This is a genomic window from Komagataeibacter medellinensis NBRC 3288, assembly GCF_000182745.2.
Lineage (GTDB): Bacteria > Pseudomonadota > Alphaproteobacteria > Acetobacterales > Acetobacteraceae > Komagataeibacter > Komagataeibacter medellinensis.
The window spans coordinates 2,583,213-2,597,643 of record NC_016027.1; the positions used below are offsets into that span (position 1 = coordinate 2,583,213).

Annotated in this window: 13 protein-coding genes; 7 read left to right on the top strand and 6 right to left on the bottom strand. The window is 55.6% G+C overall.

Annotated features, from left to right (window positions below; all coding sequences use genetic code 11):
• Positions 1 to 49: 49 nt before the first annotated feature.
• Positions 50 to 919 carry a glyoxalase III HchA gene (gene hchA / locus GLX_RS12155; protein WP_014106252.1) on the bottom strand — a complete coding sequence of 290 codons (870 nt, stop codon included), beginning with the start codon at positions 917 to 919 and terminating at the stop codon, positions 50 to 52.
• Positions 920 to 1,148: 229 nt separating this feature from the next.
• Between hchA and GLX_RS12160 the strand changes: the two genes are divergently transcribed.
• Entirely contained in the window at positions 1,149 to 1,733 is a 585-nt protein-coding gene (locus tag GLX_RS12160) for a GNAT family N-acetyltransferase (protein ID WP_231850339.1), read from the top strand.
• Between the two features lie 87 nt (positions 1,734 to 1,820).
• Here GLX_RS12160 and GLX_RS12165 read toward each other — a convergent pair whose 3' ends face one another.
• Positions 1,821 to 2,615 (bottom strand): NAD(P)H-dependent oxidoreductase, encoded by a 795-nt coding sequence (locus GLX_RS12165; protein ID WP_014106254.1) that lies wholly within the window; start codon positions 2,613 to 2,615, stop codon positions 1,821 to 1,823.
• A 103-nt stretch (positions 2,616 to 2,718) separates the two neighbouring features.
• On the opposite strand from GLX_RS12165, the gene GLX_RS12170 reads away from it, so the two are divergent.
• Positions 2,719 to 3,636: a LysR family transcriptional regulator gene (locus GLX_RS12170; protein WP_014106255.1), complete on the top strand. Its 918-nt coding sequence runs from the start codon at positions 2,719 to 2,721 to the stop codon at positions 3,634 to 3,636.
• 461 nt (positions 3,637 to 4,097) lie between these two features.
• On the opposite strand, the gene GLX_RS12175 is transcribed toward GLX_RS12170, so the two are convergent.
• Both GLX_RS12175 and GLX_RS12180 read right to left on the bottom strand, forming a co-directional pair.
• Positions 4,098 to 5,177 (bottom strand): IS5 family transposase, encoded by a 1,080-nt coding sequence (locus GLX_RS12175; RefSeq protein WP_014104060.1) that lies wholly within the window; start codon positions 5,175 to 5,177, stop codon positions 4,098 to 4,100.
• A gap of 18 nt (positions 5,178 to 5,195) precedes the next feature.
• Positions 5,196 to 5,852: a glutathione S-transferase family protein gene (locus tag GLX_RS12180; protein ID WP_014106257.1), complete on the bottom strand. Its 657-nt coding sequence runs from the start codon at positions 5,850 to 5,852 to the stop codon at positions 5,196 to 5,198.
• A 291-nt stretch (positions 5,853 to 6,143) separates the two neighbouring features.
• Between GLX_RS12180 and GLX_RS12185 the strand changes: the two genes are divergently transcribed.
• Positions 6,144 to 7,403 carry an MFS transporter gene (locus tag GLX_RS12185; RefSeq protein ID WP_014106258.1) on the top strand — a complete coding sequence of 420 codons (1,260 nt, stop codon included), beginning with the start codon at positions 6,144 to 6,146 and terminating at the stop codon, positions 7,401 to 7,403.
• Complete coding sequence (locus GLX_RS12190; protein WP_014106259.1) at positions 7,400 to 8,653, top strand: arsenic transporter; 1,254 nt, start codon at positions 7,400 to 7,402, stop codon at positions 8,651 to 8,653. The genes GLX_RS12185 and GLX_RS12190 overlap by 4 nt, the downstream gene beginning before the upstream one ends.
• Before the next feature lie 8 nt (positions 8,654 to 8,661).
• Here GLX_RS12190 and GLX_RS12195 read toward each other — a convergent pair whose 3' ends face one another.
• Entirely contained in the window at positions 8,662 to 9,111 is a 450-nt protein-coding gene (locus GLX_RS12195; protein WP_014106260.1) for a MarR family winged helix-turn-helix transcriptional regulator, read from the bottom strand.
• Positions 9,112 to 9,167: 56 nt separating this feature from the next.
• Here GLX_RS12195 and GLX_RS12200 point away from each other — a divergent pair, with 56 nt between their 5' ends.
• Positions 9,168 to 10,280: an FAD-dependent oxidoreductase gene (locus tag GLX_RS12200; RefSeq protein ID WP_041247401.1), complete on the top strand. Its 1,113-nt coding sequence runs from the start codon at positions 9,168 to 9,170 to the stop codon at positions 10,278 to 10,280.
• Between the two features lie 126 nt (positions 10,281 to 10,406).
• Here the strand turns inward: GLX_RS12200 and GLX_RS12205 are convergent, their stop codons facing one another.
• Positions 10,407 to 11,231, bottom strand: a complete 825-nt coding sequence (locus tag GLX_RS12205) for an AraC family transcriptional regulator (RefSeq protein WP_014106262.1) — start codon at positions 11,229 to 11,231, stop codon at positions 10,407 to 10,409.
• Between the two features lie 187 nt (positions 11,232 to 11,418).
• On the opposite strand from GLX_RS12205, the gene GLX_RS12210 reads away from it, so the two are divergent.
• Both GLX_RS12210 and GLX_RS12215 read left to right on the top strand, forming a co-directional pair.
• Positions 11,419 to 12,618 carry an FAD-dependent monooxygenase gene (locus GLX_RS12210; RefSeq protein ID WP_158309238.1) on the top strand — a complete coding sequence of 400 codons (1,200 nt, stop codon included), beginning with the start codon at positions 11,419 to 11,421 and terminating at the stop codon, positions 12,616 to 12,618.
• 385 nt (positions 12,619 to 13,003) lie between these two features.
• Positions 13,004 to 14,374 (top strand): hypothetical protein, encoded by a 1,371-nt coding sequence (locus GLX_RS12215; RefSeq protein WP_014106264.1) that lies wholly within the window; start codon positions 13,004 to 13,006, stop codon positions 14,372 to 14,374.
• The last annotated feature ends 57 nt before the right edge of the window (positions 14,375 to 14,431 follow it).

The window sequence follows — 14,431 nt, forward strand, 5'->3', positions numbered from 1 at the left end:
TTGCGGGCGATCTGGCGGCAAATAACCGCCTGAACCTTTCCCCTTGATGTTATGCATTGACAGCTTTGAGAAGTGTTTCGGCCGCAAGCTTGCCAAGATTATTCGACGCCAGCGGACTGTCACCTGTCAGAAGCAGACGATCACGGTGGACCTGTCCGGTAATCCCCGTGTTGAGGATCTTGACGTTGTACTTGCGCAGGTTTTCACCCACCAGCCACGCCATTGGTCCGGGAATGTAGCCGATCTCGATGTTGGCTCCAGTGTCCAGACTGTCGGGGAACACGCACATTTCATAGCCTTCATAAGCGAACTTGCCGCCATCGACCACCGTGGCCAGCAGGCTAGCTGGTCCATGGCAGAGCGAGATCGTGAAGCGCTCGTTGGCTTGTGCCCAGTGAAGGATGTCGCCGACGTCCTTGCTGAACGGAACGCCGTTGAGCACGCCGTGGCCACCGGGGATGAAGACGCCAAGGTAAGGTGTTTCGGCCGTGAAACCCTCACCGATTACATCCGCTAGCTTCTTGGGCTGTTTGAGCTGCTTTTCGTATTTCTTGTAGGTCGCCCTGACGGCTTCGTCCTCGTGTGGGAAGGCCCACCACTCGAGCTTCACCGGATCGCCAGAAATGGTCGCGACTTCGATTTCAAACCCGGCCGCGTCAAGATGATACATCGGCAGCAGCATTTCCACCGGGTGATTGCCGGTCGAGAAAAATTCGCCACCCTTCATCATCAGATAGCGCTCCTGCGAGCCGATCATCAGGATCTTCCACTTCCCGCCCGTATAGGGCTTCGGGTAAGTTGTCCCGTCGAAATCCGTTTTCGAGGACGTATATTTGGTCAGGGAATATGCCGACGGAAAGAAGGCATCGTCTTCCGCGCGGTCGGGAACCGGAGCGCGGCTCAGTTGTTCATCGCTCATGGATCTTCTCCTGTTGATAAACCAGCCGCCCATATCGATTGGCGGTGAAGCCTATTGATGTCCGTAATCGGGCAGGGCGACGTGGTGCAAATTGGATCATAGGGGATTATGTGCAGGGAAAAATAAGGGAAATCCCTCAATATGCCATGATCAGGAAAAGCCTGTCAGGAACATGAAAAACAACGATTATGATTGATGGTATCTTCTTCGGACTGAGCGTATTATCAGAATGCGTGATCGACAGGCGCGCAGTCGAGAAAAAGCGAATGAAATGCTGAATATAAAAACGGACCGGCTTATTCTTCGGCGTTTTCGTGAGGAGGATAGCTCAGCTCTGTATGCCTATCTGCATGATCCGCAATCCAGTTGTTTCTTTTCACTCAGACTGTCTGACGAAGATTCTGCTTTAACTGAAGCAAAGAAACGCAGCGCTGATGACCAATACGTTGCTGTCTGTCTCAAGAAGAATGATGAACTGATTGGCGATCTCTTTGCTATGTCAGAAGAAGACGCCATTTCGGTTGGATGGAATTTCAACCCCCGTTTCGCCGGGCAGGGATACGCGTTCGAGGCCGCGCACGCTCTGTTTGCCTACCTGTTCGACGAACGACACGCACGTCGCCTTTATGCCTATGTTGAAGACACCAATCAGCCGTCGCAGCGTCTTTGTCAAAAACTGGGCATGCGCCTGGAAGGAACATTCATGGAGTTCATCTCTTTCATGAAAGATCAGCAAGGTCAGCCAGTTTACGAAAATACCATGCAGTATGCGATCCTGCGACGCGAATGGGGCACTCTGAAAGCACGAGTTTGAAATTCAAAACGTCATGGTGGCTGTGATAATGCCAGACATTCCGTTTTCATGCTTTCGGCCAAAGTGCCCGTGTTCCCTCTTTTCTTGTTATGAGGGCTCCGGTTTCGCGACATGGAGAGCGAAACGAATGGCACCGGGTGTTTCCAGACCGGGCTTCAGTTCCATCGACGGGATCTGGTAGTCGCCGCCGTTTTGCTTCCGGTATGGGATCGGCGTTGTCGTTGCGAGCGTGCGCATACGCTCGCGAAGTTGCTCGGACACAATTCCGAAACGTGCATCATCCAATCGGTCTACCCTGTAAGCGACGAAAGGCGGTAGTACTGTGAAGCCGGGATAGAACAGGATGCCGTGATTGATGGGGAACAGCAGATCATCAATCTGGCCGTTGATCCCACGCTCGGAGTAATGCTCCGGCCAACCTCCGGCGGTAACGACCAGCATGGCGCGCTTGCCCGCCATCATGCCTTCGCCATAGCGATCACCCCAGCGGCGATCGCTGTGTTCTCCGACACCATACGCAAAGCCACAGGCATAGACGCGATCGACCCAGCCTTTGAGGATCGCGGGCATGGTGAACCACCAGAGTGGAAACTGGAGAATCACGGTATCGGCCCAGCGAAGTTTCTCCTGCTCTGCCTTCACGTCCTCCGTCAGGCCGTTTACTGCGAATTCTCGGGAAGATGCAGATGCCACTTTCAGGCGCTCACCGGCAGGCAGATCCGGGAAGTCGCTGCGGTCGACGGCCGCTTTCCAGTGCATGCTATAAAGATCAGAGACTTTGACCTCGTGCCCCTGCGATTGCAGTTCGGTGACTGCGGTATCGAGAAGGGTACCATTGAGGGAGTGTCGTTCGGGATGGGCGAATACGATCAGGATATTCATGCGCGGAGCCTTGTCTTGGTAAAAAAGAGTCGTTTCCCGGTAAGACTAGGCGATAGGATATTCTTCTCCCATATGGCGATAGCGGAAGGCACAGTGCCGAAAAATGGAACAGTCTCTGGTCTCGTTGGAACGGATGCGAACCTTTGTGCGCATTGCCGAGCGCGGCAATCTGGCCGCTGTCGCACGGGAAACCGGTGTCGGACAATCGACAGTAACGCGGCATCTGCGTGAACTCGAAGAGGCTCTGGGTGTCTCGTTACTGACACGCACCACGCGCCGTACCGCGTTAACAGACGAAGGGGCGCGATATTATACGCAGTGTGTGCAGATTCTTTCCCTCGTTGAGCAGGCAAGCCAGGAAATGCGCGACACACGGCAGGCAACGGCCGGAACGGTGCGTATTTCCTCTACCGGTGCATTAGGCGTTCTGCACGTCAGTCGTCTCGTTTATGCTTTTCAGGACGAAAACTCAGGCATCAGGGTGGAATTCGGTCTGACGGACGAGCGTATTGATCTGGTGCGTGACGGTGTCGATATCGCCATCCGTCTTGGCCCCCTGAGTGATTGCGCGATGAAACTGCGCTCCCTTGGCGAGAGCCAGCGCATGTTGGTCGCATCGCCTGAATGGCTGCGTCGCAACGGTCCGGTGCGGCGCCCCGAGGACCTGCGTCAGCTTGAGGGCGTACGGATGTCCCGTGTGCATGGCTCGGACCGGCTGGTTTTGCGGAGCACGAGCGGCAGAAATCATGTCTTGCCATTTCATGGTCGATTGATTGTGGATCATGGTCTGGCGGCGCGCGATGCGTTTCTTGCCGGTCGAGGCTACGGACCGGCTCATCGCTGGCTGGTGGAGGACTGCTTGCGGGATGGTCGTCTTGAGCATGTGTTACCGGACTATACGCTGTCGTCCGTGCCGCTGAGTATGCTGATCGCGCCAGAGCGGACAAACCTGACCCGGGTCCGCTTCTGCGTGGATTTTCTCGCCGATGGACTCAGCCGGATCGCTGGTATCAGCCGGTGATAGCCCCGGATTTGATGCAGCTTTCGGCCTGTTTGCGGATGAAGGCTAACATGCGCCTGCGGATCAGTCCGCTGACGGGGCGGATGAGGTACCAATAGGGCGCAAAACGCCGTCGCGTCGCGGACGTAGGGCAGAAAACACTTGTCTCGGTCGTGAGACGGTATGTGCCGCGTGTTAGTGGCTGAAGCGTGTAGGACAGCACAAGTGTGCAGACGTCCTGACGTACGCAGGCCAGGAAATCTTCTGTCGAGCGGCACGGGAGCAATCCGTAATCGGCTTCCCAGAATGCACCGATCAGGCCGAAAGCGAGGGCGTTGTTCCCATCACGTGGAGGGATCGAAGAACCGTTGATTGGCGCGCGTGGTTCCTGATTTCAGGCTTTTGTCGTGCTGATTGACGGTTCTTGGGGTGACTTTTGATCTGCGTCTTGAGCAGATCGGACGCTGTCGCCAATGGGATAGCTACGCGGCCGCGTTCAACCTCTCGAGGAAGAGGAAGCGGCGCATGTTGTAGACGATATTGGCCAAGCCAATCCTCATGGTGGCCCGGGTAATGCCCACGGTCCGGACGAACAATCCCGTCTGCGATTTCTGATCGGCAAAGACATGCTCGACGCGGGATCGGATGACGGACTTCCCTGCGTTAGAGCGCTGGATATGGCGAGGCATGGGCTTGAGATGCGGCTTTTTCCTGTGAACCTTCGAGACGAAACCCTCTTTGTCCATGAAGTCCTCATTGGCTTTCGAGCGATACGCGGTGTCGGCCCAAACGCTTGAGGCCGTATTGGTTTTATCGAGCAAGCCCTCGCGCAGCCTGGCACCATCACTGGCGGCGGCATCCGTCGCTTTCCATTTCCGGATCAGTCGAAACTTTCGATCGATGGAAATATGCGATTTGTAGCCAAAGAACGGGATGGCGAGGTCCGTGGACGGGAGCGTCCCGTCCTCCTGCCGCTTTGCCTTCGTGAACTTCAGTGTCCATCGCGCATGGCGATCCTTGTGGGACAACTTGGCAGGCTTGTCCTGCCAGTCCTGCGGAATGCGGCCTTCCCGAAGATCAACTTTCTCCGCGTTGGTATTGCGCTGCTTTGGCGCCGCCACCAGCGTGGCATCCAGGATCTGGCCGGACATCGGCAGATACCCGGCGTTTCGCAGGGTGGCGTCAAAGCGCTCGAACAGCTTCTGGATGGCGCCAGCCTCGGTCAGCCGTTCACGGAACAGCCAGACCGTTTTGGCGTCAGGCACCCGGTCCGATAACGCCAGGCCGAGGAAGCGCATGAAGGACAGCCGGTCGTTGATCAGATACTCCGTTCGCTCGTCGGAGAGATTGTTCAGCGTCTGGATCACCAGGATCTTGAACATCAGCACCGGATCAAACGGGGGACGGCCACCTTTACTTCCGTCCGCATAGGCCAGAGCCCTGTCCAGATCAGGACGGAACACCTCAAAATCCACAGTCCGAGAAAACGCTTCGAGCTGATCGCCAAGGCCACTCAAACGGGCTAGTCGCTCGTCCACATCAAAGAAGCCCGGCTGCTTCATGAGCCATTCCCTCAATCATCACAGAAGAGAGGGAATCACACACAGAGGGCCAGAACCAGGGGTTTTTCGAACCCTCCATCTGTCAATGCCGGGCATCGGCACGAATCCCGGTAGCGCCCGAACACGATCGACCCAGCGTGTCAGCGCGCCAAAAGGGGTGAGGTCGATCCCGCCTTCATGGGACAGTGCAAGGTAGGGAAACAGTGCGCAGTCCGCGATGGTCAGCCGGTTAAGCGCGAACCAGTCATGGACGCTCAGATGCTGGTCCAACAGGGGCAAAAGCCGCTGCGTGACGAGAAGCACGCTTTCCATTGAACGATCATAGCCGAATTTCCGGATCAGGCGGGCCGTGTTTGGACCGTCACGCACCTCATTCGCGGCGATGGAAAGCCATTGCACGATTTCGGCCTGGGCTGCTGGTTCTTGCGGCCACCATGTTCTGTCCGCGAGTTGGCCGCCCAGATAGACGAGGATCGCCTGAGAATCGCGCAGAACGGTTTCCCCGTCGACCAGAACAGGCACTTCCTGGAATGGATTCAGGGCTGTGAACCCCGCGGTGCGCTGCTCGCCTGCCGCGAAGTCTACAGGCACGTTTTCCAGAGGAATTCGAGCCAAGGCCGCCAGGAGGCGCACCTTATAACAATTGCCAGAGAGTTCGAGATTGTAGAGTTTCATGAATGCTTCTTCGCCATGCGTGATGACTACGTCTGAGCTGTATAAAGGATTCTGCCCGTAAGCGCACGCTTTGTCGCCGTGCTGGAAAGGGGAAGCGGGATAAAACGATGTACAGCTTGGCGCGGCGATGACCTTCGCGTTTTCTGATCTGTCTGAGCAGCGGTTTGTGCTCACGTAATGTCCCATTGCTGTCGCATCTTGATGGATCGCATGGCTGTGTATTTTTAATGGGTTCTTATAACTTGTTGCTTCCTATGTAGTTAGGCTATCCGATCTGGAGAAAATAGCCCGATGATGCATACTTTTATGGCTGGCTTGAAAATAGAGGGGCCGCAAGGCATTCCGTCAAACCGCGCATTGTTTTCATTATGTGCCCTGAATTTTTTCATGGCTGACGTCCAGGCGGGGATTGGTCCTTTCCTGGGAGTGTTTCTCCAGCGTCATGGATGGCAGACCGGACCGATCGGTTCTGTCATGACGGCTGGTGGTATTGTCGGCATGCTGGCTACCATTCCTGCCGGCGCACTTATTGATCAGACGACGAAAAAGCGCCTGTTTGTCATTGTCGCGGCGTTATGCACCATTTCAGCCTCGCTTCTGTTACTGAGTTCACAATCAGTCTTTGTCGTGACTATCAGCCAGCTTGCCACGGCGCTGGCCGGGGCGGGGATTGGCCCCCTGATGGCGGGAATGACGCTTGGTATCGTTCACCAGAAGGGTTTCAACGCGCAGATTGGCCGGAATCAGGCATGGAACCATGCTGGCAATATGGTAGGAGCCGCTTTGTCCGGGTGGCTTGGATGGCAGTTTGGCCTGTCCGCGATTTTCTTTCTTGAAGTCACATTTGGTCTGCTGGCTATCGCTGCCGTGCTCCTGATTCCTGAGAAATCCATCGACCATCAAGCAGCGCGGGGGCTGGAATACGGAGACAGCCATGCTGTTGGTAAGGCGGAAGGGATAAGGGCGTTTCTTCGGCACAAACCGCTTCTGATCCTCGCAGCCTGTCTCTGTTTCTTTCATCTCGGCAATGCTGCGATGCTGCCGCTTTACGGTATGGCTGTCGTCAGTGCGGGAAAGGGTAACCCCGCAATGTTTACGGCGATGACTGTGGTGGTGGCCCAGGCTGTGATGATCGGCGTCAGCCTTCTGGCCATGCGTTTTGTAGCGCGCCGTGGATATTGGATCGTACTGCTGATTTCGTTTGCCGCTCTGCCGCTTCGTGGCGTGATTGCAGGCACGTTCATCGAGTATTGGGGCGTGTGGCCTGTGCAGTTTCTGGACGGTATAGGTGCGGGACTTCAAAGCGTTGCCGTGCCCGGTCTGGTGGCGTGGCTTCTGAACGGCACAGGACGGGTCAATATGGGACAAGGTGTGGTCATGACGGCACAAGGTATCGGGGCAAGTCTCTCACCGGCGCTGGGAGGCTGGCTTGCCGAGGGTCTCGGTTATTCAACCGCATTTTACACTCTCGGCTGTTTTGCACTTCTGTCGTTGGGACTGTGGGTTTCTTCAGCGTCAGTCATGCGTTCCGCGGACCGTGCACCCGCATGATGTTTCATCATGAGGCGATCTGGGCGATCGCAGCATTGACAACGGCCGGAGTCATTATCCGGCCGTTTCGGGTTCCCGAGTGGGTGTGGGCAGTAAGTGGAGCAGGGCTTCTTGTCGTGACGGGTCTGATCCCCGTTTCCATGGCAGGATCAGGGATACTGAAAGGGGGCGATGTCTACCTGTTCCTGATCGGCATGATGCTGCTGAGTGAGACAGCACGGGTGAACGGTCTGTTCGACTGGATTGCGACGTGGGCAGTCAATCATGCCGCAGGCTCAACGACCAGGCTGTTCACGCTGGTCTATCTGGCTGGTGTCGTCGTGACGACATTCATGTCCAATGATGCGACGGCTGTTGTACTGACACCTGCAGTGCTTGCAGTGGCTACCAGAGCGAAAGCAGATCCACTCCCCTTGCTGTTTGCCTGTGCGCTTATTGCCAATGCCGCCAGCTTCGTCCTGCCGGTTTCCAATCCGGCCAATCTGGTTCTTTACAACGGCACTCTCCCGGCTCTGGGATCATGGATGGCATCTTTCGCGCTGCCATCCATGATGGCCATCGTGACAACCTATCTGGTTCTCCGTCTGGTTGAGCGTAAACATCTCAGACAGGAGTGTACATCTCAGGTTGAGCAGATGCGCCTGAGTGTGGCTGGAAGAGCTTCTCTCGCTGGAATCGTGCTGACGGCAGTCCTGCTCGTGACGATTTCCGCTTTTGATCTTCCCCTCGGGCTGCCGACCGCGCTGGCGGGTGTGGCAACGGCTTTGGGAGTATCCGCGCAGGCACGACGCTCACCACTAACATTGGTGCGGGAGATTTCGTGGGGCGTTCTGCCCCTCGTGGCAGGGTTGTTCGTTCTGGTGGAAGCTATCAACTGTACCGGACTGATCGGAGATATCGCACGGATGCTTCGGCGTGCAGCCCAGTCTGATCCTATGATAGCGGCTTTCGGTTCCGGCTCCCTGCTGGCCTTTGTCTCAAACCTCATGAATAATCTGCCAGCCGGGTTGATCGCGAGCGAAGCAGTGGCACAGGCGCATCCGCCACGTCTCGTTGTCGATAATCTTCTGATTGGCGTGGATCTTGGCCCTAATCTGTCGGTCACGGGATCACTGGCCACAATACTGTGGCTTCAGGTGATCCGTCGGGGCGGCCAGGATGTCGGGTTTTTGCAATTTCTCAAGATAGGTGCCGTTGCCATGCCTGTGGCGCTGTTGAGCGCCTTCGGCGCGCGATTTTTGATGGGATGAGATTTCGGTTATGGTTCCATGGAATCAACATTTTCAAGCACATGTCTGAGCAGGGATATGAGCGTCTCAATCTCATCTTCGGTCAGACCTCTTGTCATTTCCGAATTTCCCTGACGGAGGATTGCGCGTCCTTCCGGAAGTTTTTCCAGTGTCGCGTCTGTCAATGAAATCAGGCTTGAGCGTTTGTCCTCGGGGTCTGGCACACGTTGTACCAGCCCGTCCCGTTCCATACGGGACAGCATCTGGGCCATGGTTGGTTGCTCAACCTTGGCCCATTTCGCCAGTTCCTTCTGCGATAACTCTGTTCCATCCTTAAGGGCCGTCAGAACCGGCAGTTGCGCGGTTGCAAATCCCAGATGCCGTAACCGTACGTCGCCTATCCGGGTCAGGCCGCGGGCGATCCGACTGAAATAATGACCGGGATGACGAAGAGGGTCCCAGTCGTCAGAGTTTTCCATTGAATAGGTTCCTATGTTTTTATATATAGGCTCCTATATAAATGGGATGCAAAGACATGGCAACGCAACGGATTGCAATTATAGGGGGTGGTCCGGGTGGTTTGATGCTTGCCCGTCTCCTGCAACGTCAGGGGAAATGCCCTGTAGTTCTGGAACGGGACCGGCATGCAGAGGAGCGCCCTCAGGGAGGCTCTCTCGATATGCATGATGAGACCGGCCAGTATGCGATGGAGCATGCGGGTTTACGAGAAGCATTTATGGCGGTAGCCCGCCCGGAAGATCAGGGAGATCGCCTTTACAATGCCGCAGGCGTGCTTCTGTTTGATCGTAATGAGCCTGCGGACAACCGGCCAGAAATCGATCGATCCGTGCTGCGTCAGATCCTGCTGAACTCCCTCATGCCCGGAACTGTGCGCTGGGGGCGGCGAATAACCCGAATTGCTCCTGAAGAGAGCGGCTTCGTGGTGGGTGGCGACGGGTGGTCCGAACGGTTTGATACTGTCATAGGTGCGGATGGCGCATGGTCCGGTGTTCGCTCCCTGCTAAGCGATGCCGTGCCGCTTTATGAAGGGGTTACGCTGGTTGAGTTGGGGTTCGATGTGAGCCGTCATCCTCGCGTCAGTAAACTGACCGGTAACGGCAAAATGCTTGCGGTCGGTGACAACCGTGCACTGATTACGCAGCGAAACGGTGATGGCCATATTCGCGGATACGCGGGCATCAGGCTGACAGAAAGTTTGGCCAAAGAGTGGGGAAGCTGGTCCGGCAAAAACGTGCGGCTGGCATTGCGGGATGTTTTTGCCGGATGGGCGCCGGAATTGCAGGACGTGATTGAAACGGGAGATTTTATCGGTGTAAGACCGCTTTATGCCCTGCCCATCGGTCATTCCTGGAAAAGTCAGGCCGGCCTGACCCTGCTGGGTGATGCCGCGCATCTCATGTCTCCGTTCTCGGGCGAAGGGGTTAATCTTGCGCTGGCTGATGCCGTGGAACTGGCGGATGCTCTGACTTCGGCCGATGACTGGTCCCCAGTCAGTCGGTATGAATGCGCCATGTGTGCACGTGCGACTGTGGCAGCCGAGGGGGCAGCACAGGACTTGAGAAGCGTTTTCTCCTCTGCAGGGGTAGAACACGTCCTGGAGCACTATCGCGCTCGCGTGCATGCGTAAAAAGATCTGAAAACTATCGTATAAGCTCGCGCTTTTGGCAGCATCAATCGGATTGGGTAATAAGGTAACGTAAAGGTCTGTGCGCGACTTGGGTGTGAAAGAATTAAACTACCGATTGAGTATGTTCTAATTCTCTATCGGGCCAGTTTTGGAATACCGTTCAGCCATATATCGCCCAGGTGGTGCACCGAGAACATTGCGAAACATGGTTACGAAACTGGGAACACTTTCGTAACCCAGAGCATTGGCGACCTGTTGGATCGTCATGCCGGTCGCCAGCCATTTTATTGCCAGCATGACGCAGAGTTGCTGACGCCAGCGACTGAAACTCATGCCGGTCTCCCTGAGGATCAGGCGGGATAGGGTGCGTGTACTCAATCCAGCCTGACTGGCCCAGACAGTCATGGGGGCCTGCTCAGAAGGTACTTCTATCATACGATCAACAATTTTCCGCACTCGCATATCACGAGGCATAGGAAGATGGAGATTCTCGACGGCCGCTGCAGCAAGTTCATCAAGCAGTACATCCTGCATACGGGTAATCGCGTCGGTTGTTTCGTAAAAAAGTGGCAAGGCTGCGGTCCGGGCAAGAAGTTCGCGCAACAGTGGTGTTATCGCGATTGCCCTGCACGAGTGCAGGGCCGCCGGACTGGCCGCCGGATCAATGAAGGCGTTATACCCTTTGAGCACTCCACTTGCATAAACGGTATGGCGCGCACCACCGGGGATCCAGATGGCACTGTGCGGCGGGACGATCCAAAATCCTCCCTCTACTTCGCAGCTTAATGCGCCGCTTTGAACCATCATGATCTGGCTTTTAACGTGGCAGTGAAATTCCAGCTCGATCTTATCCAGATGCTCGAACGCATACCCGTAAGCCACAATACGGCGCGGAACCTCATCTGGTTCTATCCAGTCCTGTTCTGTTGATCGGTCGGACAATATTGGCATGATGCTATTGTTGCTGTGACGCACCCATCTGGCAAGATCGAATAATAATCTGGCTGGAGTTCGTAATGACGCCAGACGAAACAGAATGATAATTTTATGGAGCGATCACAGACCGTCATCAGGGGAAGGCCGGGTCTCCCATGCGGTTCCTGTGCCCTATTGCAGCATGATGATGGAAAGAGACACCGTGAAGGCTCGAAAGAAAATCTTGATTTGTGGCGCTGGTATTGCTGGTCCCGTATGTGCTTACTGGCTGCACCAATATGGCTACGAGGTTGTTGTTGCCGAGAGGGCGCGCACCCTACGTGATGGTGGCCAGAATGTGGATATTAAAGGAGCGGGGCAACAGGTCATCAGGATGATGAGGCTTGTCGAGCGTATCGAAGCCAAAAACACCCTGGAACAGGGGCAGAAATACGTTGATGCCGCAGGAAAACTGGTTGCTGCGTTCCCCAAAGGGGCATTTGCCACTTTGACAAACGATTTTGAAATTATGCGCGGCGATTTCGCGCAGATCCTGTTCGAAGCCACTGCCCAAACATGTGACTATCGTTTTGAAACATTCGTCAAAGACCTTGAAGAGAAAAACGGCAGCATGTCGGTGACGTTCAACAATGATAGTGTCGAAGAGTTTGAATTTGTCATCTGTGCCGAGGGGATCAGTTCAGCGACCAGAAACATGATCCTGCCAAGCGAAACCAGTTTTCGTTATCTTGGTGCCTACATGTCGTTTTTCAAAATTAGCAAACGCCCGGAAGACGATCAATGGGCTTATAGTGTTAATGGTGTCGATGGAACATTCATAACATTGCGGCCGGGCAACGAAGGAGAGACGACTGTTCTTGTCACTTTTCTCCGAAAAAAACACGATATCACGTGGGATAATCAGGATGATGCAAAAAAAATGCTGCGTGATGCCCTGAAGGGGCGGGGAACAATCGCGGACCGTATCAGTATGGAACTGGAGACGGTTCGTGACTTTTATTTCGGACCGATGAGTCAGGTCAAAGTATCCCGCTGGTCGCATGGGCGCTTTGTACTGTTGGGCGATGCGGCCTACTGTCCAACTGCCTTCACGGGTGAAGGAACGGCTCTGGCTCTGGTCGGCGCTTATGTGCTTGCTGGTGAAATCAAGCGGGGTGCACATTACGCAGAGGCTTTCAACATGTATGAAGCTCTTGTTCGTCCTTATGTGCATGCCTCGCAGAACCGGATGAATCCCGTTCTCGTGCGTCTTATTCATCCTCGAAGCCGAATAGCGATTTCACTGACGCATATGGTCCAGAAAATCCTTGCAAGTCATCATGTTCAGAAACGTCTCAGACTGGGCGCAGAGAAACGGGAGAAGAAAATCACAGAAGACTTTGTATTTCCGAATTATGCGTGAGGGTGAGGTGCTCCCATTCGTTCGGACAGATTTACGGGTTGAATAAGTTATCGTCCGGTCGTTGCTCTGTCGCCAGTTTCTTGTTGTTTCTGACCGCCATCGCTGCCGGGGTTAACCCCGGCAGCGATGGCGGAGTGGACCCATGATACGCCTCATCGGGCATACGTCCAGCGAGCGCCAAGTGCAGGCGCCGCGAATTATTATGATCCATCCATTTCACCAGGCTGGCAGGAAGTAAGGTAGTCCGGCGCATTTTTGTCGAATATTATATGCGTGAAAGCCGGGCGGGGGCATCGCGTTGCTTGTTTCAGGGTATGATCCTAGCTTGTCGAGTCAGGACAGTCTCCTCTTTTGCTGTCCATAACTGGAGTAGCAGGAAAGCATCATGGCCGCAGACGAACTCACGGGACTGATCGGATATCTCGGTCAGGATGACTGGCAGGACTATTTCGCGGAAGTGCTCGGCGATCACATCGGGCCGGCGCTGGAAGCGGGTGACATCACGTTCGGAGATCTGGCGGAGATGATCGGCCCCGACGTCGCCATGACGCTGTGGGGCTGTGCCTTTGAGGATTTTCTGGGGCAGGACTGGGATAACGACCGGAATATCGTTGATGTCTATCTGAAACGCCGGGGCTGGAAGGAAGGGCCGCGCAACAGCGCCTATATGCGTGCGCTCAGGGCTTCGGTCATGAGCCTGTATGAAGTCTCGGACATCAGACCCGGCCAGAGCTTCATGGCGCGTGACCTGCTGCGGAGGGGCGAGCCTGTTCTCGTGCATGAAGGCACCGCCACCCGGACGCTCAGACAGTGGGACCGGATTGCAGCGCGCCTTGTGCCGTCCGATGGAAAGACCATTCTGGCAGGCGGACTGCTCGCCTATTCACGGGACGCCTGTGAGGATCTGGCCGCAAACCTTTACAAGGCGCTACGGAAAAAACGCGGCAAGGCGGAATTCCCGAAAGTGGATACGGAAACCCTGCGGGAACTTGCGCCGATGTTCACGCTAACCTGGCTGTTTCGGACGCTGGAAGACATGGCCCGGCAGATGGAGGGTCCGGCGCTGTTCAATGGCGATGGCGAGGATCTGGTCTTCCATGAAGTATGTTTCCCGCTGGCGAAGGGCGTGACGCAGAAGAAGGTGGCGGATGCGCTTGAGGGCGTGGTGGCCCTGCGCCCAGAGAGCCGGTCGTTCTGGAACTGGCTGAAGGAGGGGGAGAGTGATCCTGTGCCATTGTCCGAACGGGATAAAAACGGACGGTTCCTGCGCACCGAGATGGACGATGGTGCGATCGTATTGGGCACCCTGGAACTCAAGGGGCGGCAGTTACGGTTGCAGGTGAATTCGGAAAACCGTGCCGAACGTGGGCGTGCCATGCTGCAGGCCGTTCTGGGCACGCTCGTGGGCGCGCCCCTGACGCAGATCATGACACCGGTGCAGGCAATAGAGGAGCGGGAGCATGGTGGACGGGCTGCATCGCCAGACCTGCAGATCCTGCCTGAAGAGGAAGCGCGGATCATCGGGCAGATGCTGGAGCGCCATTACCGGCAGACGCTTGATGAGCCGGTTCCATCTCTGGGAAATATGACGCCGCGTGAGGCTGTTCGGACGGCTTCAGGACGTAAAAAGGTAGCCACCTGGCTGAAGGATATTGAAAACACGACAGCCCGTGCCCTGAAAAATGACGATGCGGGCGCTACTTACGATTTCGGATGGATGTGGCACGAACTTGGAATCACCACGCTCCGGAAATAGGCTGCTTGCACCCACCTTCTGAACGCTCTGGATTAACTTATGCGGCGCTGCAAGCGG